The sequence below is a fragment of the Stenotrophomonas sp. FBCC-B152 genome (assembly GCF_059134105.1).
In genome coordinates this window covers 3,791,034-3,813,531 of record NZ_CP101442.1, presented here as the reverse complement: position 1 = coordinate 3,813,531, position 22,498 = coordinate 3,791,034, and the positions used below count along the sequence as shown (strand labels likewise).

Annotated in this window: 23 protein-coding genes; 12 read left to right on the top strand and 11 right to left on the bottom strand. The window is 66.9% G+C overall.

Annotated elements, in window-relative coordinates; all coding sequences use genetic code 11:
• Position 1 precedes the first annotated feature (1 nt).
• Together NMB40_RS17415 and NMB40_RS17410 are read left to right on the top strand one after the other, a co-directional pair.
• Entirely contained in the window at positions 2–454 is a 453-nt protein-coding gene (locus NMB40_RS17415) for an Rrf2 family transcriptional regulator (protein ID WP_494359236.1), read from the top strand.
• Positions 444–1,352, top strand: a complete 909-nt coding sequence (locus NMB40_RS17410) for an NAD(P)/FAD-dependent oxidoreductase (protein WP_494359235.1) — start codon at positions 444–446, stop codon at positions 1,350–1,352. Before NMB40_RS17415 ends, NMB40_RS17410 begins: the two co-directional genes overlap by 11 nt.
• 51 nt (positions 1,353–1,403) lie before the next feature.
• Here NMB40_RS17410 and NMB40_RS17405 read toward each other — a convergent pair whose 3' ends face one another.
• On the bottom strand, positions 1,404–2,357 hold the full coding sequence (locus tag NMB40_RS17405; protein ID WP_494359234.1) for an aldo/keto reductase: 954 nt from the start codon (positions 2,355–2,357) through the stop codon (positions 1,404–1,406).
• 172 nt (positions 2,358–2,529) lie between these two features.
• On the opposite strand from NMB40_RS17405, the gene NMB40_RS17400 reads away from it, so the two are divergent.
• Both NMB40_RS17400 and NMB40_RS17395 read left to right on the top strand, forming a co-directional pair.
• Complete coding sequence (locus NMB40_RS17400) at positions 2,530–3,381, top strand: class I SAM-dependent methyltransferase (protein WP_494359233.1); 852 nt, start codon at positions 2,530–2,532, stop codon at positions 3,379–3,381.
• Between the two features lie 137 nt (positions 3,382–3,518).
• Entirely contained in the window at positions 3,519–4,055 is a 537-nt protein-coding gene (locus NMB40_RS17395; RefSeq protein WP_494359232.1) for a pseudouridine synthase, read from the top strand.
• 60 nt (positions 4,056–4,115) lie between these two features.
• Here the strand turns inward: NMB40_RS17395 and NMB40_RS17390 are convergent, their stop codons facing one another.
• Positions 4,116–4,505 (bottom strand): hypothetical protein, encoded by a 390-nt coding sequence (locus NMB40_RS17390; protein ID WP_068854427.1) that lies wholly within the window; start codon positions 4,503–4,505, stop codon positions 4,116–4,118.
• Between the two features lie 144 nt (positions 4,506–4,649).
• The gene (hrpB, locus tag NMB40_RS17385; RefSeq protein ID WP_494359231.1) at positions 4,650–7,154 is read right to left on the bottom strand and encodes an ATP-dependent helicase HrpB; all 2,505 of its coding nucleotides are present in this window, start codon (positions 7,152–7,154) and stop codon (positions 4,650–4,652) included.
• Positions 7,155–7,235: 81 nt separating this feature from the next.
• On the opposite strand from hrpB, the gene NMB40_RS17380 reads away from it, so the two are divergent.
• Positions 7,236–8,048 carry a TatD family hydrolase gene (locus NMB40_RS17380; protein WP_494359230.1) on the top strand — a complete coding sequence of 271 codons (813 nt, stop codon included), beginning with the start codon at positions 7,236–7,238 and terminating at the stop codon, positions 8,046–8,048.
• A gap of 98 nt (positions 8,049–8,146) precedes the next feature.
• Here NMB40_RS17380 and NMB40_RS17375 read toward each other — a convergent pair whose 3' ends face one another.
• The 4 genes from NMB40_RS17375 to NMB40_RS17360 are packed head-to-tail and all read right to left on the bottom strand — an operon-like array spanning position 8,147 to position 11,766.
• Positions 8,147–9,013, bottom strand: coding sequence for a Rossmann-fold NAD(P)-binding domain-containing protein (locus NMB40_RS17375; protein WP_494359229.1), 867 nt, complete (start codon positions 9,011–9,013; stop codon positions 8,147–8,149).
• Between the two features lie 2 nt (positions 9,014–9,015).
• Complete coding sequence (gene panE / locus NMB40_RS17370) at positions 9,016–9,954, bottom strand: 2-dehydropantoate 2-reductase (protein WP_494359228.1); 939 nt, start codon at positions 9,952–9,954, stop codon at positions 9,016–9,018.
• Between the two features lie 55 nt (positions 9,955–10,009).
• The gene (locus NMB40_RS17365; RefSeq protein WP_068854422.1) at positions 10,010–10,810 is read right to left on the bottom strand and encodes an ABC transporter permease; all 801 of its coding nucleotides are present in this window, start codon (positions 10,808–10,810) and stop codon (positions 10,010–10,012) included.
• On the bottom strand, positions 10,807–11,766 hold the full coding sequence (locus NMB40_RS17360) for an ABC transporter ATP-binding protein (protein ID WP_068854421.1): 960 nt from the start codon (positions 11,764–11,766) through the stop codon (positions 10,807–10,809). Before NMB40_RS17360 ends, NMB40_RS17365 begins: the two co-directional genes overlap by 4 nt.
• Positions 11,767–11,871: 105 nt before the next feature.
• Here NMB40_RS17360 and NMB40_RS17355 point away from each other — a divergent pair, with 105 nt between their 5' ends.
• Positions 11,872–12,621 (top strand): ferredoxin--NADP reductase, encoded by a 750-nt coding sequence (locus tag NMB40_RS17355; RefSeq protein ID WP_282243406.1) that lies wholly within the window; start codon positions 11,872–11,874, stop codon positions 12,619–12,621.
• 549 nt (positions 12,622–13,170) lie between these two features.
• On the top strand, positions 13,171–13,689 hold the full coding sequence (locus NMB40_RS17350; protein WP_494359227.1) for a hypothetical protein: 519 nt from the start codon (positions 13,171–13,173) through the stop codon (positions 13,687–13,689).
• Between the two features lie 357 nt (positions 13,690–14,046).
• Here the strand turns inward: NMB40_RS17350 and NMB40_RS17345 are convergent, their stop codons facing one another.
• Both NMB40_RS17345 and NMB40_RS17340 read right to left on the bottom strand, forming a co-directional pair.
• Positions 14,047–14,595 carry an RNA 2'-phosphotransferase gene (locus NMB40_RS17345; RefSeq protein ID WP_494359226.1) on the bottom strand — a complete coding sequence of 183 codons (549 nt, stop codon included), beginning with the start codon at positions 14,593–14,595 and terminating at the stop codon, positions 14,047–14,049.
• 12 nt (positions 14,596–14,607) lie between these two features.
• Positions 14,608–15,183, bottom strand: coding sequence for a DUF4291 domain-containing protein (locus NMB40_RS17340; protein WP_494361097.1), 576 nt, complete (start codon positions 15,181–15,183; stop codon positions 14,608–14,610).
• 513 nt (positions 15,184–15,696) lie between these two features.
• Here NMB40_RS17340 and NMB40_RS17335 point away from each other — a divergent pair.
• Both NMB40_RS17335 and NMB40_RS17330 read left to right on the top strand, forming a co-directional pair.
• Positions 15,697–16,050, top strand: a complete 354-nt coding sequence (locus NMB40_RS17335; protein ID WP_494359225.1) for a SymE family type I addiction module toxin — start codon at positions 15,697–15,699, stop codon at positions 16,048–16,050.
• Entirely contained in the window at positions 16,047–16,277 is a 231-nt protein-coding gene (locus NMB40_RS17330) for a hypothetical protein (protein ID WP_494359224.1), read from the top strand. The genes NMB40_RS17335 and NMB40_RS17330 overlap by 4 nt, the downstream gene beginning before the upstream one ends.
• 19 nt (positions 16,278–16,296) lie before the next feature.
• On the opposite strand, the gene NMB40_RS17325 is transcribed toward NMB40_RS17330, so the two are convergent.
• Positions 16,297–17,766, bottom strand: a complete 1,470-nt coding sequence (locus NMB40_RS17325; protein ID WP_494359223.1) for a serine hydrolase domain-containing protein — start codon at positions 17,764–17,766, stop codon at positions 16,297–16,299.
• A gap of 109 nt (positions 17,767–17,875) precedes the next feature.
• Here NMB40_RS17325 and NMB40_RS17320 point away from each other — a divergent pair, with 109 nt between their 5' ends.
• The 3 genes from NMB40_RS17320 to NMB40_RS17310 are packed head-to-tail and all read left to right on the top strand — an operon-like array spanning position 17,876 to position 21,311.
• The gene (locus NMB40_RS17320; RefSeq protein WP_494359222.1) at positions 17,876–19,387 is read left to right on the top strand and encodes an alpha/beta hydrolase; all 1,512 of its coding nucleotides are present in this window, start codon (positions 17,876–17,878) and stop codon (positions 19,385–19,387) included.
• The gene (locus NMB40_RS17315) at positions 19,384–20,130 is read left to right on the top strand and encodes an ABC transporter ATP-binding protein (RefSeq protein WP_448143830.1); all 747 of its coding nucleotides are present in this window, start codon (positions 19,384–19,386) and stop codon (positions 20,128–20,130) included. Before NMB40_RS17320 ends, NMB40_RS17315 begins: the two co-directional genes overlap by 4 nt.
• Positions 20,127–21,311: an ABC transporter permease gene (locus NMB40_RS17310; protein ID WP_494359221.1), complete on the top strand. Its 1,185-nt coding sequence runs from the start codon at positions 20,127–20,129 to the stop codon at positions 21,309–21,311. The genes NMB40_RS17315 and NMB40_RS17310 overlap by 4 nt, the downstream gene beginning before the upstream one ends.
• Before the next feature lie 56 nt (positions 21,312–21,367).
• Here the strand turns inward: NMB40_RS17310 and NMB40_RS17305 are convergent, their stop codons facing one another.
• Positions 21,368–22,384: an energy transducer TonB gene (locus tag NMB40_RS17305; RefSeq protein ID WP_282243358.1), complete on the bottom strand. Its 1,017-nt coding sequence runs from the start codon at positions 22,382–22,384 to the stop codon at positions 21,368–21,370.
• Between the last annotated feature and the right edge of the window lie 114 nt (positions 22,385–22,498).

The window sequence follows — 22,498 nt, the reverse complement described above, 5'->3', positions numbered from 1 at the left end:
CATGAAATCCAGCAACCAGTTCTCCGACGCGCTCCACATCATGGCCCACCTGGTCGGCCAGGACGGACCGCGCACCTCTGAACAGCTCGCCACCTGCCTGCCCACCCACCCGGTGGTGATCCGCCGCCTGCTGGCCGCGCTGCAGAAGGGCGGGCTGGTCCACACCGCGCGCGGCCATGGCGGCGGCAGCCAGCTGGCGCGCGACCCGGCCACCATCACCCTGCACGATGTCTATCTCGCCATCGGCTCGCCGGCGCTGCTGCACACCGGCGCGCGCGAAACCGGGCGCGGCTGCCCGGTGCAGCAGGTGGTCAACGCCGCGTTGGACGAGAGCTACCAACAGGCGCAGGCGCTGCTCGAACAACGCCTGCATGCCACCACGCTGGCCACCCTGGGTGACGCCTTTGCCCAGCACCTGGCCCAGCACACCACGGGAGTTCCGCATGACCTTTGATGCCGTGATCGTCGGCGGCAGTTTCGCCGGCCTCTCCGCCGCCATGATGCTGGCGCGCGCGCGCCGCAGGGTGCTGGTGATCGACAGCGGCCTACCGCGCAACCGCTTCTCCAGCCACTCGCACGGGGTGCTGGGCCTGGACGGCATCTCCGGCGGTGACCTGCTGCGCCAGGCCAAGGCACAGCTGCTGGATTACCCCAGCGTGCGCTGGGCCAATGACACCGCCACCGACGCGCAGCCCACCGTGGATGGTTTCGCGGTGAGCACTGCAGCCGGTGATACATGGGCGGCGCGCAAGCTGCTGCTGGCCACCGGCATCCGCGATGTGCTGCCCGAGCTGCCCGGCCTGACCGAGCGCTGGGGCCACAGCGTGCTGCACTGCCCGTACTGTCATGGCTATGAGGTGGGCGGTGGCGCGATCGGGCTGCTGGGGGGACATCCGATGTCGCCGATCATGGCCGGGCTGATCGCCGACTGGGGCCAGGTCACCTTCTTCACGCAGGGCATGGCGCTGGATGACGAGCAGCTGGGCACGCTGCAGCGGCGCGGCGTGCAAATCGAAACCGAAACGGTCGTGGCACTGGAAGGCGACGCACCGCAGTTGAGTGGGGCGCTGCTGGCCGATGGACGCCACATCGACCTGCGCGCGCTGTTCGTCAGTGCGCGCCAGGAGATGGGCTCGGCGCTGGTGGAGCAGCTCGGCTGTGAGCTGGAGGAAAGCCCGGTCGGCGTGCTGGTGCGGGTGGACGCGCAGAAGCAGACCAGCGTGCCCGGCGTCTACGCAGCGGGCGATGCGACCTTGATGGGCAACATCACGCTGGCCAGCGCGGAAGGGGTGCGCGCCGGGGTCAGCCTGCATCACGCGTTGGTAGCAGAAGACGGGGCGGCGGTGGGGTGATGTGGAAACGGCCACCCTGGGGTGGCCGTTCGTTGAGGTGTCCGCGTCGAATCAGGCGGCGCTGGCGCTTTCCAGCTGCGCGATGTCTTCGGCGGTCAGGCCCACCTGGGCCGCGGCGAGGACGTCGTGCAGCTGGTCCACGCGGGTGGCGCTGACGATCGGCGCGGTGATGCCCGGGCGGGCGATCAACCACGCAATGGCGACCTGGGCGGGGGTCGCGCTGTACGTGCCGGCCACGTCGTCCAGCGCCTGCAGGATGCGCAGGCCGCGCGGATTGACGTACTTGGCCACCACGCTGCTGCCGCGGGAGCTGCTCTTGGCCGCATCGTCGGCACTGCGGTACTTGCCGCTGAGGAAGCCGCTGGCCAGCGAGTAGTAGCTGATCACGCCCAGCCCGTGCTCACGCGCCACCGCTTCCAACCCGCTTTCGTAACCGGCACGGTCATACAGGTTGTACTCCGGCTGCAGCGTCTCGTAGCGGGGCAGCTTGTAGTCCGCCGACACCTTCAATGCAGCCTGCAGGCGCTCGGCGCTGTAGTTGGAGGCGCCAATCGCGCGCACCTTGCCCTGTTCGATCAACCGGCCGAAAGCGGCCAGCGTGGTTTCCAGCGGGGTGGATTCGTCATCCTCGTGCGCCTGGTACAGATCGATCACATCGGTCTGCAGGCGGCGCAGCGAATCTTCCACCGCCGCATTGATGTTGTCGGCGGAGAGCCCCGGGTGTTCGGCCCATTTGGCCACCTTGGTGGCCAGCACCACCTTGTCGCGCTTGCCGCTGCGCTGGAACCAGCGGCCCAGGATCGTTTCCGATTCGCCGCCCTGGTTGCCCGGCACCCAGGCCGAATACACATCGGCGGTATCGACCAGGCTGTAGCCGGCATCGACGAACGCATCGAGCAGGGCGAACGAGGTCTTCTCGTCCGCGCCCCAGCCGAACACGTTGCCGCCGAACGCGATGGGAAGCACTTTCAGGCCGGAACGGCCGAGTTCGCGCGGTGCAGTCATGGGCAATCCTCCAGTCAAATCCAATGCCACAGCATAAGTGCCTGTCCATGACACCGCTGCGGCGCGGGCCACAAAACAGTGTTCCGCTTCGCTGCACTGCACTAACGTTTTGTGAACACCTTTGACATCGCGGCTGCTAGGCTCGCCGCATCCCGCCACCGTAGGTGATCCGATGAAAGCCCGTTCGCTCAGCTGTGCCTGCCTGTTCACCGTCTCCACGCTGCTGCTTGCCGCTCCCGCCATGGCGATCAAGCCGGCCGGCCCCAATGCCCAGCCGGCCATCACCGCCGCCGTCCAGACTGCGGTCGACGGCAAGGGCCGCACCCCGGACAACGTGAAGCGCGATGCCTACCGCCACCCGGCGCAGACGTTGTCGTTCTTCGGCGTGGAACCGGGCAAGACCGTGGTGGAAATCACTCCCGGTGGCGGCTGGTACTCGGAAATCCTCGCCCCGCTGCTGCGCGACAAGGGCACTTACGTGGCCGCCGTGGTCGACCCGATGGCCGTGGCCGAAGGCAAGGGCCGCGATTACCAGCAGCGCGGCAAAGACGGGCTGGAAAAGAAGTTCGCCGCCGCCCCGGCCCTGTATGACAAGGCAAAGGTCGTGGGCTACGACCCGAACGCGCCGAAGTTCGGCGCCGACAACTCCGCCGATGTGGTGCTGACCTTCCGCAACGTGCACAACTGGCGCAGCGCCAACCAGGCCGAAGGCATGTTCAAGGGCTTCTACAGCGTGCTCAAGCCCGGCGGCGTGCTCGGCGTGGTTGAACACCGCGCCAAGGCCGACGTGCCGGCCGACGACAAGAGCGGCTACGTCGGCCAGGCCCAGGTCATCGCCATGGCCGAAGCGGCCGGCTTCAAGCTGGCTGGCAGCAGCGAGATCAACGCCAACCCGCGCGATACCAAGGACCACCCGAACGGCGTGTGGACCCTGCCGCCGGTGAACAACCACGACGCCGCCGATGATGCGAAGTACAAGGCGATCGGCGAAAGCGACCGCATGACCCTTCGTTTCGTGAAGTAGTGCCGGGCCCTGCCCGGTACGCGGGCGCACGACCAACGGTCGTGCGCTACCGCGGTAGGTACCGACCGTTGGTCGGTACCACGGCGTCCAACGCCGTCTGATGGGACAATGACACGTCGCCATCCACGTCCCGCCCCATGCTGATCGCCTTCAACAAGCCCTTCAACGTCCTGTGCCAGTTCACCGACAGCAGCCAGCCGCCACGCGCGACCCTGGCCGGCTTCGGACTGCCGCCTGACGTATACGCGGCCGGGCGGCTGGACTACGACAGCGAAGGCCTGCTGCTGCTCACCGACGACGGCAGACTCGCGCATCGGCTGACCGATCCGCGCCACAAGGAAGACAAGACCTACTGGGTGCAGGTGGAGGGCACGCCGACCGACGAGCAGGTGCAGGCGCTGCGCAGGGGCGTGCAGTTGAACGACGGCCCGACCTTGCCCGCGCGCGTGGACCATCTTGAAACCCCCACCCTGTGGGAACGCAATCCGCCGGTGCGGTTCCGCAAGACCGTGCCCGATGCCTGGCTGGCCATCACCCTGCGCGAAGGCCGCAACCGCCAGGTGCGGCGCATGACTGCGGCGGTCGGCCTGCCCACGCTGCGCTTGGTGCGCGTGGCGATGGGTCCGCACCGGTTGGAGGATCTGCAGCCCGGGCAGTGGCGGCGGATCGATTGATCCAAACAAAAACCGCCGGACATGCCGGCGGTTTTCGTCAACTGCAACGTACCTGATGGATCAGGCGTCGCTGCCGATATCGCTGTGCTCATCCACCACCGTGGTGTTGCGGCGGTTGCGCGCGCTGATGCGCTCGGCCTGCCCATTCACCACGCTGCCGTTGGCCAGCTTCTTCTTCTGCTGCTTGCGGTACAGCGCATAGCCCAGCAGGCCTACGCCGACTGCCGCCACGGCAATGGTCGCTGCCGGATTGCGGCGCACGGCCTTGGCCGCCACCTTGCTGCCGGTCTTCACCGCACCCAGCGCCGCACCGGTCTTGATCCAGTCCGTTGCCTGCGGGCCGAGGTGGCGCAGGTTGCTGCCGGCGTGCTTCAGGCCGTCGCCGGCGCTGCTTGCCAGATCCAGTGCACGCTCCAGGGCGCGGTCGGTAATCACGGTCAGTCTGCTCATTGGGGGGTCCTTTGCCTCGGTTCGGAATCCAGTGTCGCGCGGGGGCCGTGTAGGGCGTGTTATCCGCCAGCCACGGTCTGGTCACGACGATAACCAATCCGCGCGATCCATTCAGGTGGGCAGCTGTCGTGCGGTCAGCCGGCGTTAGGTCCCGCGCGGCTTGGCGCGATGGGTGGCGTTGGCCGTCCACGGATCGTCCGGCCACGGATGCCGCGGGTAGCGCCCCTTCATTTCCTTTTTGACTTCGGCGTAGGTGTTGGCCCAGAAGTTGCGCAGGTCCTGGGTGACCTGCAGCGGGCGCCCACCCGGTGACAGCAGGTGCAGCGTGAGCGGCACGCGCCCATCGGCGATGCGCGGCGTATCGGCCAGCCCGAACAGCTCCTGCAGCTTCACCGCCAGCACCGGTGGCTGCGGCGTGCTGCCATCGGCCTCCACCGCATACGTGATCGGCCGCTCCATGCCCGACGGCACCGCGATGCGCACCGGCGCATGTTTGTCGATCAGCTGGCGCTGCGCCCACGGCATCGGCGACTTCAGCGCCTCGCCCAGGCTGGATTCATCCAGCGCATCCAGCCGCGTCCTGCCATTGAACGCCGGCGTCAGCCACGTCGTGAGCGTCTCCATCAGCGCCGCATCCGACACATCCGGCAGTTCCAGCTCCGGCATCCACGCCCGCAGCGAAAGTGCTCGCGCGTGCCACTGGCGCAGGCCGTCAGTCCACGGCAATGCCTCCAGTCCCAGCTCGCGCACCGCCTCGGTCAGCGCCTGTGCGGCCTGGGCCGGATCCACCCGCCCGGCCGAGCGGCTGTCCAGCACGATGCGGTCGAAGCGGCTTTCGCGGCGCGCCACCAGCGCCCGCTTGTCCGCATCCCAGCGCACCACGTCCTCCTGCTGGAAACGCTGCGGGAAATCCCGGCGCAGGCGGCTCTCATCCACCGGCGCGGCGCGCTGCAGCAGCGCATCGCGGGCTTCGTAGCGCAGTTCCACCGCCACCAGCCACGGCTCACCGCGCAGGTCGCTGGGGTCGAACAAGCGCGCGCTGCGCCCATTGGCCAGCAGGTAACGCAGCGGGTCGGTGGGATGCCGCGCCGCGATCCGGTCCGGGAAGGCGTGCGCCAGCAGGTCGCCCAGCTGGTGCGCTTCCACCGACGACGGCGGCGCGGTATCGCAGCGCAGGCGCCGCCGCCATTGCTTGCTGGCCGCATCGATGGCCGCCAGCGCGCCGCGATTGGCATCCTGCGGCACGCGCCCCTGCCGGAATGCGGCCAGTGCCCGCCACCGCGCGGCCAGTGCATCGCCGCCCTGGCGCAGCGGATCACGCGCTTCCACCAGCGCGGCCAGGTCGCAGGCCAGCGCCTGCTCGGTACCGTTGCCGGCCGCCAGCAGCATTGCCGACAGCCGCGGGTGCGTGCCCAGCGTGAGCATGCGCCGGCCCAGTGCGGTGAGCGCGCCGGTGTCGCTCAGCGCACCCAACCGCTGCAGCAGCTCGCGCGCGGCGGCCATCGCGCCCACCGGCGGCGCATCCACGAAGCGCAGGTCCGCGCTGCCCCACGCCGCCAGCTCCAGTGCCAGCGCGGCCAGCTCCACCTGCGCGATCTCGGGACGGCGCTGCGCTTCCAGCCGCTGCGACTGCGGCCACAGCCGCCAGGCCCAGCCTTCAGCCACGCGACCGGCACGGCCGGCGCGCTGGTCGGCCGAGGCCTGCGCGATGTTCACCACATCCAACCGCGAAAAGCCGCTGTTGGGGTCATAGCGCGGCTCGCGCGCCAACCCCGCATCCACCACCACGCGCACCCCGGGCAGGGTCACCGAGGATTCGGCCACGTTGGTGGCCAGCACCACCCGGCGCTGGCCCTGCGGATCGGGCTGCAGCACGCGCGACTGCTGTTCCACCGGCAGCTCGCCGTGCAGCGGCAGCACCTGGATATCGGCGGGCAGCGCCTGCTCCAGCGCCGCCTGGGTGCGCGCGATCTCACGCTGGCCGGGCAGGAACACCAGCACGTCCCCGGGGTGCTCGGCCAGGGCCTGCTCCACCGCGCGCCGTGCCTGCGCTTCCAGCGATTCGTCGCGGCGGGCCGGGAAATGGCTCACCGCCACCGGGAAGCTGCGCCCGGCGCTGCTCAGGCGTGGCGCCTCCAGGAACTGCGCCAGCCGCTCGCCATCCAGCGTGGCCGACATCACCACGATGCGCAGGTCCTCGCGCAGCTGCGCCTGCACGTCCAGCGCCAGCGCCAGCCCGAGATCGGCGGCCAGGTGGCGCTCATGGAACTCATCGAACAGCAGCGCGCCCACGCCTTCCAGCATCGGGTCGTCCTGCAGCATGCGGGTGAGGATGCCTTCGGTGACTACCTCCACCCGGGTGCGCGCCGACACCTTGTTCTCGAAGCGGATGCGGTAGCCCACGGTGCCGCCGACCTCTTCCCCCAGCTGCCGCGCCATGAACTGCGCGGCGCTGCGCGCGGCTACCCGGCGCGGTTCCAGCATGATGATCTTCCGGCCTTCCAGCCACGGCGCGTCCAGCAGCGCCAGCGGCACCTGGGTGGTCTTGCCCGCGCCCGGCGGTGCTTCCAGCACCAGGCGCGGGTGCGTGGCCAGCTGCGTGGCGATCTGCGGCAGCAGCGCGGAAATCGGAAAACTCGGCGTACTCATGGCGCAAGGATACGGGCCGGCGGCGGGGCCGGCGAGCCGGCCGGGCTACAATGCCGCGATTCATTGCCCTGTAGCTGCCCCATGCAACTGATCGATATCGGCGCCAACCTCACCCACGATTCCTTCGACCGCGACCGTGACGCCGTGCTGGCCCGCGCCCGCGACGCCGGCGTGGTGCAGATGGTGCTGACCGGCGCCAGCCGCGAGCATTCGCCGATGGCCCTCGATCTGGCGCGGCAGCACCCGGGCTTCCTGTATTCCACCGCCGGCGTGCACCCGCACCACGCGGTGGAATACACCGACGAATGCGATGCCGAAATGCGCGCACTGCACGCGCATGCCGAAGTGGTGGCGGTGGGCGAGTGCGGCCTGGATTATTTCCGCGATTTCGCCCCGCGCCCGGCCCAGCACCGCGCCTTCGAGCGCCAGCTGCAGCTGGCCAGTGACGTGCGTGCGGCCGATGGCCAGCGCAAGCCGCTGTTCCTGCACCAGCGCGACGCGCATGCCGATTTCATGGCGCAGATGAAGAACTTCGACGGCCGCATCGGCGCCGCCGTGGTGCATTGCTTCACTGGCGAGCGCCAGGAGCTGTTCGATTACCTGGACCAGGACTGGTACATCGGCATCACCGGCTGGCTGTGCGACGAGCGCCGTGGCGCGCACCTGCGCGAACTGGTGAAGCACATCCCGGCCGAGCGGCTGATGATTGAAACCGACGCGCCGTACCTGCTGCCGCGCAGTTTGAAGCCGATGCCGAAGGACCGACGCAATGAGCCGATGTTCCTGGCGCATATCGTGGAAGAGCTGGCGCGTGATCGCGGCGAGGATGTGGAGCTGACCGCAGCGAATGCGACTGCAGCGACGCGCACGTTCTTCCGCCTGCCGCAGGCCTGATCAATCGAATCGCACGTGCCGTAGAGCCACGCCCTGCGTGGCTGACGCGCCGGACAACGTCGGTTTCGCCATACGTTTCAGCCACCCAGGGCGTGGCTCTACGACGCGTCCTGCAGCCCTTCGCGGTAGGTGGCGAACTTCGGCTTCCACCCTAGCGCTTCGCGCGTGCCCCGGCTGTCGATACGTTTGTTGCTGGCATAGAACCGCTGCAACGCCGGGCTTAGCGACGGGTCATCCCACGCAACCGCCGGCGGCATCGTAAACCCACCCAGCTTGGCTGCGAACGCCAGCACCTCCTGTGGCGCGGCCGGCTCATCGTCTGCGGGCAGATACAGCGCCTCACCCGGGCGGCCCATCGCCGCGACAACCACCGCTGCCAGATCCTCCACATGCAGCCGGTTGAACACCAACCCCGGCCTCAACACATGCCGCGCCCGCCCTTCCGCCAGCTGCACCAGCGCATTGCGCCCGCGCCCATAGATCCCCGGCAGGCGGAACACGGCAGACGCCACGCCCTTGTCCCGCGCAAACCCGCGCCACTGCGCCTCGGCCAGTAACCGCCGCCGCGCCGTGTCATCCACCGCATCGGCCACCGACGTCTCGTCGATCCAGCCGCTATCGCGGTCGGCGTACACCGCTGTTGAAGAGAGATAGCCCACCCAGCGAAGTGCCGGGCTCTCCCGCAACGCCGCAGCCACCAGCCGCAATGCGGGATCGCCGGCGTCATCGGGCGGCACCGTACAGATCACGGCCTCCGCGCTGCGGACAGCCTCACGCAGCGCATCATCAACAGGCTGCCCCGCCACCAACCGGTGGCGGACAACACCATCATCGGGAGCCGCATCCGGCTCCCGCACCGTACCGCTGCAGCCCACACCCTTGGCCCGCAACAACGCCGCTATATGCCGCCCGCTGTAGCCGAGCCCCAGCACCAGAACCCGCATCGGTGCAGCGCCGGCAGCCATGCTCAGCCCGCGCGCTGGCGCTGGTAAGCCTGCAGGTGCGCATACGCCACCGCCAGCAGCGGCGCCGCCTGGCCGGCCGCGCGTGCCCGCACCCGCATGTCGCCCACGATCTGCTCGGCCTCCACCTGCTGGCCGGCCTCCAGATCGCGCAGCATCGACGCCTTCAGCGCCGAGCCTTCCTGCGTGGTCGCCGCCAGTGCCACCGCCTGCGCCTTCTCCGGAATCGGCTCACCCGCCGCCTCGGCCACCGCCAGGCATTCGGCATACAGCCCGCGCACGATATCCGCGCCATCCTCCGTGGCCACGATCGTGCCCACATCCGCCCGCATCAGGCAGGTTGCCGCCGCCAAGGTGGTCAGGAACGTGTACTTGACCCACTGCTCCTGCCCGATGGCATCGCTGGCCACATGGTCCACCCCGGCCTGCACACACGCCGCCGCCAGGGCCAGCACCCGCGCACTGCTGCCCGGCGTATCACGCTCGCCAAAGGTCAGCTTCGCCGCCGGGGCCAGGTGCAGCACCGCGCCATCGGCCGCCTTGGTCGCACTGATGAAGCACAGCCCGCCCAGCACCGCATCGCGGCCAAAGCGCGCATCCAGTGCCGCGTAGTGGCGCAGCCCGTTGAGGATCGGCAGCACCGTCGTACGCGACGACACCGCAGGTGCAATCGCCTCGATGGAGCTCTCCAGGTCGTAAGCCTTGCAGCTCAGGATCACCAGATCGAAGGGCTGCTCCGCGGCAAGCGCAGGCAGTGCATCGGCAGTGACGTGGGCGACCGGGAACGTCGCATCGCCCAAGGGGCTGCGAATCACCAGCCCCTCGCTGTCCAGCTGAGCAGCGCGCGCAGGACGGACCAGGAAGGTAACGTCCACGCCAGCCTGGGCCAAACGACCGCCGAAGTAACCGCCAGTGCCACCGGCGCCCAGTACAAGAATGCGCATTACCGTTCTCCATCAATACTGAGGGCCGGCCAACGGCCGGCGCTACCGGGGCAGGTCAGCTCCGCATGCCCACGCCACGCTTGAGCAGCCACAGCGCCAGCGCGGTCAGCACCACCACGAAACCGATCATCAGCGCATACGCCACCCACAGCGGCACATCGCTCGTACCCAGCAGGCCATAGCGGAACGCGTTGACCATGTAGAAGATCGGGTTGGCATGCGTAGCCGCTTCCGCCCACGTCGGCAGCAGCTTCACCGAATAGAACACGCCGCCCAGGTAGGTAAGCGGGGTCAGGATGAAGGTCGGCACGATCGCCACGTCATCGAACTTCTTGGCGTACACCGCATTGATGAAACCGGCCAGCGAGAAGATCGTCGCGCCCAGCAGCACCGTGGTCAGCGTCACCAGCGGGTGCGGAATGCGCACCGGCGTGAAGAACATCGCGATGAGCAGCACGATCACGCCCACCATCAGCCCGCGGAGCACCGCACCGGCCACGTAACCCCACAGGATCACCCAGTTCGGCATCGGGCTCACCAGCAGCTCTTCCACGTGGCGCCCGAACTTCGCCCCGAAGAACGACGAACTGATGTTGCCGTAGCTGTTCTGGATCACGCTCATCATCACCAGGCCCGGCACGATGAACTGCATGTAGCTGTAGCCGCCCATCTCGCCCACGCGCGAACCGATCAGCCCGCCGAAGATCAGGAAGTACAGCGTCATCGTGATCGCCGGCGGCACCAGCGTCTGGCCCCAGATGCGCAGGATGCGCGCCACTTCGCGGCGCACGATCGTCATCAGCGCAATCCGGTTGCGCTGGCCGTCGGTCAGGACCGGGGTCGGGGTGCTGCTCATGCCGCGTTCTCCTGGTTGCCGGTGAGGCGCACGAACAGCTCCTCCAGGCGGTTGCTCTTGGTCCGCATCGACCGCACCCGGATGCCCGACGCGTTCAGCGCCGCGAACACCCGGTTCAGATCCATCGCGCGCGGCATGTCCACGTCCAGCGTGTGCCCGTCGATGGCCACCATCGTGGTGCCCTCGATCACCGGCAACTGCGCGGGCAGCTCACCGTCGATATCGAACAGGAAGCCTTCCACGTCCAGCTTGGCCAGCAGCTCGCGCATCGGCCCCTGGGTCACGATCTGGCCGTGGTTGATGATCGCCAGGTTGCGGCACAGGTGCTCGGCCTCTTCCAGGTAATGCGTGGTGAGGATGATCGTGGTGCCGGCCGCGTTGATCTCCTTCAGCACCCGCCACATGTCGCGGCGGATCTCGATATCCACGCCTGCGGTGGGCTCATCCAGGATCAGCAGGCGCGGCCGGGTCATCATCGCCCGGGCGATCATCAGCCGGCGCTTCATGCCGCCCGACAGCGTCCGGCTCATCACCTGCGCCTTTTCCCACAGGTGGGCGCGCTTGAGCTCCTCCTCGGCCATCTTCTCGGCCTCGGCGCGGGCCACCCCATAGAAGCCGGCGTAGTTGACCAGGATGTCGAAGGGCTTCTCGAACAGGTTGAAGTTGATTTCCTGCGGGACCAGGCCGATCAGGCGCATGGTGGCGCTGCGGTTGCGCACCAGGTCGCTGCCGAATACCTCCACCTGGCCCTCGCTCAGGTTCACCAGCGAGCTGATGATGCCGATCAGGGTGGACTTGCCGGCCCCGTTCGGGCCCAGCAGCGCGAAGAAGTCGCCCGGGGCAACGTCCAGCGAAACCCCTTTCAGGGCCTGGGTGCCGTTGTCATAGGTCTTGCGGAGGTCGCGCACCCGCAGGGCGGGGGCGGTACTGGTCGCGGGAGTGTTCTGGGATGCCAAGCTCTTGCCTTCGCGCCCAAGGGACGGCGCTGGATAGGGGCGGGGGAGCGGCTATTATAGAAGGCCTCAGGGGTCTGCCCCGGCTACACACTGTTTTCCAAATTCGTGCCTGTTCAATTCCCCCTCAAACTGATCGACCGGCGCATGCTGGCCCCCACCGTCGGCCACTACCAGTTCCTGCGTGATGACGGCCAACCGCTGGATTTCCAGCCCGGGCAGTTCATCCAGGTCCATTTCGAGTACGCCGACGGCACCGCCACCAAGCGCAGCTACTCCCTGGCCACCATCCACGACCACGCCCTGGCCCCGGGCGAAGCCGTTGATATTGCAGTCAGCTTTGTGCCCGGCGGCGCCGCCACGGCCCTGTTCGAGGGCCTGGACCTGGGCGGCCACGTGACCGCCAGCGGCCCGTTCGGCCGGTTCTGCCTGATGCCGGGCGACCACAACGCCCGCTACCTGCTCATCGCCACCGGCACCGGGGTCACCCCGTACCGCTCCATGCTGCCGCTGCTGGCCACCGCCATGGCCGAACGCGGGGTGGAAGTGGTGCTGCTGCAGGGCGCCCGCACCCCCGAAGAGCTGCTCTACAGCGAGGACTTCTACGCCTTCGCCGCCGCCCACCCGGGCTTCCGCTACGTACCGTGCCTGTCCCGCGAGCTGCCCGAGAACCCGCACCCGGACGTCCGCCATGGTTACGTGCAGCAGCACCTGGCCGAGTTTGCCCCCAACCCGGCCACCGACATCGCCTACCTGTGCGGCAACCCGGACATGGTGGATGCGACGTTCGAGGCGCTGAAGGAAGCGGGATTGCCGACGCCGCAGGTGCGGCGGGAGAAGTACGTCAGCAGCAAGTAATCACCGACCTTCCGAAATGTGACGGCTGTCGTTGCTGGCGTGGAACAACAGGTATAGCGTTCGCTGTACGGATGTCCCGACCCGGTTAAAGGGGCATTGGCCACCACGAACGTGGTCCCACCAAGAGTGGTTAAGAGAGTCCGGCCCGCTACAAGCTTCTGCAGAATGCCCGCCTTGCGCGGGCATTCTGCTTTTCAGGCCTTCATCTGGATGCCCAGAATGCTGTTTCTCCCGGCTTACCACGCATAATTCTGACCGTTCCTCTGAACGGCAGCCTCAGCGCGGCATCCGCCGCATCCATTGCGGCCAGCGACTCGGGCGAAAAGCGTCACTTCGCTTGATCGAAACTATCAACGAGTTCTAGCGGTGCGATTGACGCCGTATCGGGTGGGTCGCCCAGACGCCCATGTTCCGGTCCTTGGTCGGCAATCGCCGCTACAGCCGCGGCGGCAACGCACGCAAACACCATCGGACAGCAGTGCTGCGTTGAGACAATGCTCAATGCCCCGGACCGCGCATGGCCCGTTGCACAGATGGAGGTTCGCGAGCATGTCAGCACAGGGAGAGTACGAGCTGGCTGCTCGCTTTCAGAAGCTTGTTGAATCCGTGGATGATTCACGGCGTAAGAGTGACGCGGATGCCTCTGCTTTTGCGTACCTACTGACCCCCAAGCAGGCCGACGAAATCGACAGGGTCTGCGACGAAAACAGGTGGGAACGGGTGAACTGCTACGCGATCATGATCAAGCCTGGCTACATCCGGCACGTAATCGCAGCTCGCAAAGACAAAGATGGTCTTTCAATGGCCGAAATCGCAACCATCGTTGCGAAGGCATATAGCCCGCGAAGCCTGTTGCGGTTCAATCCCCCAAGCGGTGAGGCCAGCAACGATAGGAGAAGTGACCGTCAGTCGGTAATTCTCAACACTCAACAAAAAGTGCTGCTACGTGGAACGCCGTACTATGCCACCGCGATCCTGGAGATCCGAATCGAGGGCTCCAGAAGGTACTTGGCCCCGGTGACGTGCTATCACGCGACCGAGGCCAAGAAACGCAGAATACTGAAGTGACTACGTAGGAAGGACGGCCTCACTGGCAGGTTTCCACACTCAAGTGAACAACCCATCCGCCAGCAATTTCCCTTCATGTGCCCCTTGAGAGGCTTCGCAGCTCCGCCGACAAATTTTCTGCTGTCTGCGTAGTCAAGTTAACTATAGCTGCGGGGAGAGGCCCCTTCAAGCGTCACCAATATCCGGTGCGCAAAGCTTCGGACTCGATCGCACCACGTCGCAATACTTGGTGAGATTGACCGTTTTTGATGGCTCTGTTCCCTGCCGCAATGTCGGCAATCGACCCTGACGGCTGTAGGAGAGCCTGGGTTGATCGCCCTACCAGAGGATTGCTGGCCTCGGGATACAGCAGTTCCGCTACACACTGTGCTTTACGAACTCCCTCGGCACGTGGTCAGTCAGCCAGACGCCATTGTCAGCCTGGAAGAACGTATAGCCCTGTTGATGCATGCGAAGCGCATCAACTGTCAGCACGATAGGACTGCCGTAACGCTGGCCAACGGTCGTGGCGGTGGTGGTGTCCTCGGAAAGGTGCACATGGTGTCGCTGGCCCGGACGCAGCCCTTCCGCCAGGATCGGCTCAAGGTTCCGCGTCGCCGTTCCGTGGTAGAGCAGTGCAGGGGGAACCTTGGCAATGTGCTGTATGGCAACGCTATCGGTGGAGTGGCCTTGCACTGCACGAATGCGGCTGTTGTCATCGGAGAGCGTGAAGCGCTTCTTGTCGTTCGTGCTCACGATCTGCTGGATAAGTGCCAGATTCAGCTCTCGGCCGGCGGACGTTACGCCGGCGATCAGTGCATCAACGTCAGCCCACCCTTCGGCGTCCAGCGTCAGCCCGACAGCCTCGGGCTGATGACGCAGTACGTAGCTGAGGAACTTGCTGGTCTCTGTGAGTTGCTTTGTCATCTGTCTATTTCCTTAAGCCGGCGTGTACGCTGATTCAATTGGCAGCACTGCCATGGCCTCATCCAGTCTTTCTTCCCGTACCAAGCTGCAGATCCGATGAGCCAGCGGCGTGACATCGGTGACACGCTGGATCCACTCCCCGGTGTACAGGCGCACGGCCTCGCCACGCAGTCCGATCTGGATGGCGCGGTGCTCCAGCGGCCGGTGGTGCAGGTCACGCTCCGGGTCCCATTGCACGCGGACCGGTGAGCGGCTCTTGAGCGCCTCCCATTCCTGTGCGTCCATACCCGGTTCGGGGTGGCTGGCACAGCCGTGAGCCAGCGCCCATGCGAAACCCGCATGGGTGATGTCGATGGCCAGGATGCGCGACTGACCCGGATCTTTGTAGCCCCATCCAGCGCGATACATCATCCATAGGAAGGAGGGCTTGATCAATGTCATCCGCTCCATCTTGAAGGGCGGGGCGACAAAGGTCTGGTGCTTGAGGGCGCTGTCGGCGATGGTGTCCGAGTAGGCCTGGTAAACGCGAAGGGTGGAACCGTCGTACTGGGCGCGGATCTGCCGCGCCGGAATCGTTGTCGTTGTCATCTCGCTCCTTATAGCCAAGCTGGCGCAGCCGGTCGCCCAGCGGGCGACGGGCGGTCGTTTGCATTGGATCATCGGCGGTGCCGCGACCATCGATTCCTCTCGGGTATCAGGCCGGACGAATGCTGCTGGACATGCATCATTGGCGGGCTGAGGAACGTACCGTCGTACCCAGCGAAGCTTGGATTGATTGTTACTACTGAACCCTGCTCCTCCATATGCGGAGACTGTTGGTAGCTGCGCTTTCAGCGCCATATGCGTCATCGAGAAGGTTTTGCCTACCGAAGTCCGGAAATCAAGAGGCACAAACAATTTCCCATCGCTGGCAGCGGCGCGCATGGTGTGTTCCGGAGCGTAGAAACTCCAAAAACACGAGAATTGGATGTCCTGCGTCGGGAGGGTGGCTAATACAACACCCTCGTGGAAATACGCCCGCCGAGTTTTCGTGTTTTACGGTTTCTAACCTCCCGACTCCCTCGCCATCCCGGCGAGGGACCTTCCTGCTGGAGGCATACCATGAAAAGGCAACGACCCGACGACAGCTACAACGACTACCCTTCCCAATCCGCGATTGCCCGGCGCGCACGCGAACGCCGCGCGCAACCCGCGCCGTGCACGCCACCCGCGCACTTCCACGAAGAGCTGAAGGTTCCCTACCTCAAGATCCGCGGGCAGTGGCTGCGGCAGATCGGCTTCAACGTGGGCCGCAAGCTGCAGATCGAAGCCTGCGCCGGCGTCATCACCATCAAGCTGCTGGGCACGAGGGCAGTGGAAGATCCACGGGTGCCCAGGTTCGTGGAGCGCACGATCTTCCACGGCGAGATCAACTCTGACCTGGGGCAGTTCCTTCCCGAGGACGTCATCCCATGAAGAAGCAGGTCTACTTACGGGTGAAGGTGGACCCCGCTCTACGCCGGGCATTCCAGCTCTCCGCGTGGCGCAGCGAACGATCGCCTGCCTACGTGCTCCGGTCGTTGATCCAGAACTGCGTGTCCCTGGATCGGAACCTCAATGGCCTTGATATCGAGGTCTGGGGCGATTCCTTCCCGCTGGAAAATGAAGCGGCGAACCAGCCGAACCACCCCCGCCAGCGGTGAAACGACAGCAACGCCACTTCTACTCAGATCGCGTTGCCATGTAAGTGTTCGCACCACGCACCACTGCAAACCCGGTTACGGGCCCGTCTCCGGAACGTTGCACGTTCAGCACCATATCCTGGTCGGTCATGAAGAAGGCCGTGCTGGACTGTGCATGCAGTTCAAGCCGCCGCGCGCCGAACAGCGCGCTCTGCAGATACAGCCGTTCGCCTTCGGCGATGAGCAACGCCGGCTGCCCCAGCAACTGGTAGGTGCCGGCGATCTGCTGGTTGTTCCTTGCATCGCCAGCAACAGCCACCTTCTCAATGACCTTGAACTCCGGCCAGCCGTACTCGGCTGAGAGGCTGGCCAGGATCTCGCTGATCAGCGCGGCGCCGTTGTCGCTGTTGGTCATGATCACCGCGCCTTGGCCGCTGTGGGTGTAGCCATACAGCTGCGTGCGGAAGCCGGTGGTGCCACCGCTGTGGGCAAAGCTGGTGCGGTCGCCTAGGTCTTCCACATACAGCCCCAGCCCGTACTCGCCCAGCCCGCGTGTGAGCATCTTCTGTGCGGTGTCGTGCGACAGCACCTTGCCCGATGTGCCATCAGCAGCGCGCTGCACTTCAAGCACCACCTGCGCCAGGTCGGTGGGGGTGGTCCACAGGCCAGCCGCAGCCGACTCGGGGTAGCGATGCCAGCCGCCAGCCACCGGGGTGCCGTCCCATGCATGCCCCGTAGCAACCCTGGTGCGCTGTGCGGGGGCAAGCGTCACATCGAAGGTGCTGTGCTTCATCCCCAGCGGGCCGAGCACGGCCTGCTGCATGTAGCGGTCGAAGGGCTGGCCGGCGGCCTCGGCCATCATCAGCTGCACCACGCTGTAGCCGCCCCCCGAATAGCGCCAGAGGCTGCCGGGCTGCACGTCCACCCGCACCGGCGCGGAGTTGGCCGGCGGGGCCCCATCCAGAACCTGCAACAGGGAGGGCAGCGGCTGGTCCTGCGGGTAGCCGTCGTACCCATGCACTGTCAGGCCGGCACTGTGGTTGAGCAGCATGCGCAGGGTGACCGGCATGGCGCGGGTGAAGCCGTTGTCGGGAATTTTCCACGCCGCAAGCTGCTCGTTGGCGGGGGCGTCCAGCGAGAGCTTGCCGAGCTGCACCAGCTGCAACGCGCCCACGGCGCTGACCGACTTGCTGATGGAAGCGGCCTGGAACAGGGTCTCCGGGGAGATGGCCGTACCGTAGGCGCGAGCCCATTGAATCTTGCCGTGGTCGATGAGCGCGATGCTGACCGCCGGGACCTTGTGGAAGGCCATGCGCTCGCGCAGGTCCATCTTCTGGCCGGCGGCGCCCTTGATCGCCACTGGCGCGGAGAGGCCGGTCTCGACACGGGCGATCCGGACCTCTTCTGTGGAGGGCTCGGCGTGGCTCACCAGCGCGGGCAGCGCGCACAGTACGGCGGCCGTGCGCAACAACATCAACCTGGGTGTCATCGGCAGCTCAATGCGATCCATGGCATGAGCCCCGGACAGTAGCAAAGTGCCGCGCGCGGGTCTTCGGTCACATCCAGCCCGCCCACTCGTCATGGCATGCTGAGACCCTTCAATCCAGGATGCGATCGAAATGCGACTTTCCTGCCGTCCCCTGGCCACCAGTGCGGCGTTGCTGCTGCTGGCGGCCTGTCAGGCCACTCCGGAGGCACCGCCGGAGGCGGCTGAGCGCCAGTACGGAACACTGACGTTCAAGCCCTGCACCCTCACCAGCGCCCAGGCCAGCAACAACGTGGAAGCCGAGTGCGCCACCCTGCAGGTGCCCGAGAACCCCGATGCGCCCACTGGCCGCAAGATCGGGCTCAACATCGCCCTGCTGGATACCGCCAACGAGGGCGAGGGCAAGCAGGACCCGGTGTTCTTCCTGGCCGGCGGGCCGGGCCAGTCGGCCACGCAGGTGGCGGCCATCATCAATCAGTCGCTGCGCGATGTGCGCAAGAAGCGCGACATCATCCTGGTGGACCAGCGCGGCACCGGCAAATCCAACCCGCTCAGCTGCGTGGATGCCGAGGGCAAGGAGCTTTCGTTCGACGAGAACGCGGCGGCCACGCCCGAGGTGATCGCCGAGTTCGCCACCCGCTGCGCTGCCGCGCTGGCCGACCGTGCCGACACCCGCTTCTACACCACCACCCAGGCCATTGGTGACCTGGACGCCGTGCGCGCCGCGCTTGGCGTGGACAAGATCAACCTGGTCGGCGGCTCCTACGGTACCCGCGTGGCCCAGCAGTACGCCGCGCGCTTCCCGCAGCACACCCGTGCGGTGGTGATCGACGGGGTGGCGCCGAACGACCTGGCGGTGGGCGGCGATTTCGCCAACACCTTCGAATCGGCGATCGAGCTGCAGTCCGCGCAGTGCCGCAAGGACCCGGCCTGCGCCAAGCGCTTCCCGGTCGATACCCGCACCCAGCTGCGCAACGTGATGACCACGCTGGCCAAGGCCCCGGTGGAGGTGGAATACCGCGACCCGGGCACCGCTGCGGTACGCCGCGACCCGGTCAGTGCCAACACGGTGACCAGCCTGGCCTTCATGTTCTCGTACATGCCGGAACTGTCCTCGCTGCTGCCGGTGGTGCTGGACGAAGCCGCACAGGGCCGTTACGCGCCGCTGATGTCGCTCAACAGCCTGGCCACCCGCAACATGGCCGGGCAGATGAACCAGGGCATGCAGTGGTCGGTGATCTGCGCCGAAGACGCCGACCGCTACCAGGAAGCCCCGGCCGGCGACCGCATTCTGGGCCCGGAAGTGGCACGCATGTTCTTCGCCGCCTGCCCCGTGTGGAACGTGGGCACGCGGCCGAAGGACTTCACCGCGCCGTTGAGCACCGACGTGCCGGTGCTGCTGCTGTCGGGCGAGTTCGACCCGGTCACCCCGCCGCGCTACGCCGAACAGGTGCTCAAGCACCTGCCCAACGGCCGCCACATCGTGGCCAAGGGCCAGGGCCATGGCACCCTCGGCGCCGGCTGCATGCCGCGCCTGCTGGCGCAGTTCATGGACAAGGCCGACGCCAAGGCACTCGACGCCTCCTGCCTGGATACCCTCACCGCGGTGCCGGCCTTCACCTCGTTCAACGGATGGGAACCATGATCGTCGCCGAGAACCTGCATAAAGCCTTCAAGACCAAGACCGGCTTGATCAAGGCGGTGGACAACGTCGGCTTCCAGGCCGAGGACGGCCGCATCACCGGCCTGCTCGGCCCCAACGGCGCCGGCAAGACCACCACGATGCGCATGCTCTACACGCTCATGGCGCCCGACCAGGGCCGGGTGCTGGTGGACGGGCTGGACGTGGCCACCCACCCGGTGGAGGTCCGCCGCCGCCTGGGCGTGCTGCCCGACGCACGTGGCGTGTACAAGCGTCTGACCGCGCGCGAGAACATCGCCTACTTCGGCGAGTTGCACGGCATGAGCGCGGCGCACATCCGCGAGCGCACCAAGGTGCTCTCCAAGGCGCTGGACATGGAAGACATCCTGGACCGCCAGACCGACGGCTTCTCGCAGGGGCAGCGCACCAAGACCGCCATTGCACGTGCGCTGGTGCACGACCCACGCAACGTGATCCTGGACGAGCCCACCAACGGCCTGGACGTGATGACCACCCGTGCGTTGCGGGGGTTCCTGCGCGAGCTGCGCGACGAAGGCCGCTGCGTGATCTTCTCCAGCCACATCATGCAGGAGGTGGCCGCGCTCTGCGACACGATCGTGATCATTGCCAAGGGCACGGTGATGGCGGCCGGCACCGCCGATGAACTGCGCGCGCTGACCGGCGAGGCGAACCTGGAAGATGCCTTCGTGAAGGCGATCGGCAATGAAGAAGGACTGCACGCATGAGCGCGTTTGCCACGTTGTTGACCGTCATGCGCAAGGAACTGCGCGACCTCTCGCGGGACCGCCGGACCCTGGCGCTCACCCTGCTGCTCGGGCCACTGCTTTACCCGGTGCTGATCCTGGGCATGGGCAAGCTGGCCGAGACCCGCTTCAAGACCCAGATCGACACCCCGTTGGACATTCCGACCATCGGCCGCGAGCACGCCCCCAACCTGGTGCGCTTCCTGGCTTCGCAGGGACTCAACGCGGTGGACCCGCCGAAGGACCTGACCGCTGAGATCCGCGACCAGAAGATCGACATCGCGCTGCGCATCAGCCCGGAGTTCGGCAAGGACTGGGCCGAGGGCCGGCCGGCACTGGTGGAGATCGTGCAGGACAGCACCCGCCGCGATGCCGACATTCCCACCGCGCGCCTGAAGGCGGCGCTCAGCGGCTACAGCCAGCAGGTGGGCGCGCTGCGGTTGCTGGCGCGCGGTATCGACGCGCAGGTGGCACGCCCGCTGGACGTGGCCACCCAGGACCTGGCCACGGCCGAGGCCAAGCGCGGTGTGATGCTGTCGCTGCTGTTGCCGATCCTGCTCACCATCACCTCGTTCCTGGGCGGTGCCTACCTGGTGATGGACACCACAGCAGGCGAGCGTGAGCGGCAGTCGCTGGAGCCGTTGCTGGCGACCCCGGCCCGGCGCAGCGCCATCGTCAGCGGCAAGATCGCCGCGGCCTGCGTGGTGGGCGTGGTGTCGCTGCTGCTCACGCTGGCGGCGTTCAAGCTCAGCGCGCAGCTATCCACCGGCGCGGCGGCACGGCAGCTCAACATGGGCCTGCTGTCGATGCTGCAGATGCTGTTCGTGATGATGCCGATCCTGTTCATCGGCACCTCGCTGCTCACCTTCCTCTCGGCAGCGGCCAAGAGCATGAAGGAGGCGCAGAGCCACATGACCTGGCTGATGCTGCTGCCGATGCTGCCCGGCTACGCACTGATGGTGTACCCGGTGAAGTCCGAGCTGTGGCAGCTGGCAGTTCCGTTCCTGGCGCAGAACCAGATGCTGCTGAAGATCATCCGCCACGAACCGATCAGCGCGCAGATGTGGGCGGTGTACCTGGTGGCTGGCTTCGGCTTGGCCGCGCTGCTGTGGTTCGCGGCAGTACGCCGTTACCACCAGGAGCGGCTCGCGATCTCCGGTTGAGCCCACAAAAAACCCCGGATCGCTCCGGGGTTTTTCTTTTGCCCATCAACCGTGGATCAACCGCCCGGCGCGAACGACAGCGTGCGGCGGGTGGTGACCGGGGCGCTGACCGGTTCGAACTTCCAGCGCTTGACCGCATTGAGCGCCTCGCGGTCGAAGATGCGGGCCGGGGTGGCGCGCAGCACGCGCGAGCTGGTGACCGAACCGTCGGTGCCCACGGTGATCTCCACCAGCACTTCGCCCGAGGTGCCGGCGCGCAGCGCGTCGGTCGGGTAGCGCGGGGCCGGGGTGCTGATCGGGCGCAGGGCGGCCGCAGCGGCCGGTGCGGCGGTGGGCTGACGGGCAGCGGCGGCCTGGGCGGCAGCGGCAGCCTGCTGGCGCTGTTCGGCCTCGCGGCGGGCTGCAGCCTGGCGCTCGGTGTCCTGGCGCTCGCTTTCGCGGCGGGCCGCATCCTGCTGCGCGGCGATCTGCTTGGCCGCTTCCGCTTCAGTGGCCTGCTGCTGGCGCTGCTGGTCGGCGAGCAGCTTGACCTTGTTCTCAGCGTCCTTCTTGACCTTGTCGGTCTCTTCCTGGGTGCGCTTGAGGGCGGTCTGCATGCCGTTGGTGATGCCCGACTTCAGGCGCGGCAGCGCCGGTGCGGTGGGGTCCACTTTCTCGATCAGCGCCACCAGGCGCTGGCCTTCGGTGAAGTCCTCGCGGGTCAGGCTCTGCTCGGCGGCAATCAGCGTGTACGGCAGCAGGTCCGACAACGCGCTCTTGATCGAGGCATCGTCCGGCGTCTTCTCGCGCAGCGCCAGGTAGTACTCCATGGCGTTGTCGCCGGCCGGGCCGTACATGCGGTTTTCGCGCAGGGCCTTGCTGGCCAGGTCACGCAGTTCCTCGGTCCCCATTGACTGGACCTTGGCCGAAACCGCCGGCGCCGGCGGCGCGGCGGCAGGTGCGGCGGCCGTGGCAGCCGGTGCGGTCGGCGCGGCCGGAGCCGTTTCGTCCTTGCCCGAGCAGGCGGCCAGAGCCACCACCAGGGTCAGCGGCACCAGCAGGCGCGCCTTGGTGTTCGTGTTGACGTGCGACATCCAACTCCCCTTTGAAGAACGACGATACGTAAGGCCTGATGCGGTCAGGCCGACCGAAGCCCCGGTACGTTTCCCAGCGTCCGGTGCGGTGCAGCAGGTGCCCAATCTAGCATC

What these genes read in the sequence shown, in the direction of transcription:
- NMB40_RS17415 (WP_494359236.1), top strand. Translation starts at nt 2, where the DNA reads ATGAAATCCAGCAACCAGTTCTCCGACGCGCTCCACATCATGGCCCAC.
- NMB40_RS17410 (WP_494359235.1), top strand. Translation starts at nt 444, where the DNA reads ATGACCTTTGATGCCGTGATCGTCGGCGGCAGTTTCGCCGGCCTCTCC.
- NMB40_RS17405 (WP_494359234.1), bottom strand. Translation starts at nt 2,357, where the DNA reads ATGACTGCACCGCGCGAACTCGGCCGTTCCGGCCTGAAAGTGCTTCCC.
- NMB40_RS17400 (WP_494359233.1), top strand. Translation starts at nt 2,530, where the DNA reads ATGAAAGCCCGTTCGCTCAGCTGTGCCTGCCTGTTCACCGTCTCCACG.
- NMB40_RS17395 (WP_494359232.1), top strand. Translation starts at nt 3,519, where the DNA reads ATGCTGATCGCCTTCAACAAGCCCTTCAACGTCCTGTGCCAGTTCACC.
- NMB40_RS17390 (WP_068854427.1), bottom strand. Translation starts at nt 4,505, where the DNA reads ATGAGCAGACTGACCGTGATTACCGACCGCGCCCTGGAGCGTGCACTG.
- hrpB (WP_494359231.1), bottom strand. Translation starts at nt 7,154, where the DNA reads ATGAGTACGCCGAGTTTTCCGATTTCCGCGCTGCTGCCGCAGATCGCC.
- NMB40_RS17380 (WP_494359230.1), top strand. Translation starts at nt 7,236, where the DNA reads ATGCAACTGATCGATATCGGCGCCAACCTCACCCACGATTCCTTCGAC.
- NMB40_RS17375 (WP_494359229.1), bottom strand. Translation starts at nt 9,013, where the DNA reads ATGGCTGCCGGCGCTGCACCGATGCGGGTTCTGGTGCTGGGGCTCGGC.
- panE (WP_494359228.1), bottom strand. Translation starts at nt 9,954, where the DNA reads ATGCGCATTCTTGTACTGGGCGCCGGTGGCACTGGCGGTTACTTCGGC.
- NMB40_RS17365 (WP_068854422.1), bottom strand. Translation starts at nt 10,810, where the DNA reads ATGAGCAGCACCCCGACCCCGGTCCTGACCGACGGCCAGCGCAACCGG.
- NMB40_RS17350 (WP_494359227.1), top strand. Translation starts at nt 13,171, where the DNA reads ATGTCAGCACAGGGAGAGTACGAGCTGGCTGCTCGCTTTCAGAAGCTT.
- NMB40_RS17345 (WP_494359226.1), bottom strand. Translation starts at nt 14,595, where the DNA reads ATGACAAAGCAACTCACAGAGACCAGCAAGTTCCTCAGCTACGTACTG.
- NMB40_RS17340 (WP_494361097.1), bottom strand. Translation starts at nt 15,183, where the DNA reads ATGACAACGACAACGATTCCGGCGCGGCAGATCCGCGCCCAGTACGAC.
- NMB40_RS17335 (WP_494359225.1), top strand. Translation starts at nt 15,697, where the DNA reads ATGAAAAGGCAACGACCCGACGACAGCTACAACGACTACCCTTCCCAA.
- NMB40_RS17330 (WP_494359224.1), top strand. Translation starts at nt 16,047, where the DNA reads ATGAAGAAGCAGGTCTACTTACGGGTGAAGGTGGACCCCGCTCTACGC.
- NMB40_RS17325 (WP_494359223.1), bottom strand. Translation starts at nt 17,766, where the DNA reads ATGGATCGCATTGAGCTGCCGATGACACCCAGGTTGATGTTGTTGCGC.
- NMB40_RS17320 (WP_494359222.1), top strand. Translation starts at nt 17,876, where the DNA reads ATGCGACTTTCCTGCCGTCCCCTGGCCACCAGTGCGGCGTTGCTGCTG.
- NMB40_RS17315 (WP_448143830.1), top strand. Translation starts at nt 19,384, where the DNA reads ATGATCGTCGCCGAGAACCTGCATAAAGCCTTCAAGACCAAGACCGGC.
- NMB40_RS17310 (WP_494359221.1), top strand. Translation starts at nt 20,127, where the DNA reads ATGAGCGCGTTTGCCACGTTGTTGACCGTCATGCGCAAGGAACTGCGC.
- NMB40_RS17305 (WP_282243358.1), bottom strand. Translation starts at nt 22,384, where the DNA reads ATGTCGCACGTCAACACGAACACCAAGGCGCGCCTGCTGGTGCCGCTG.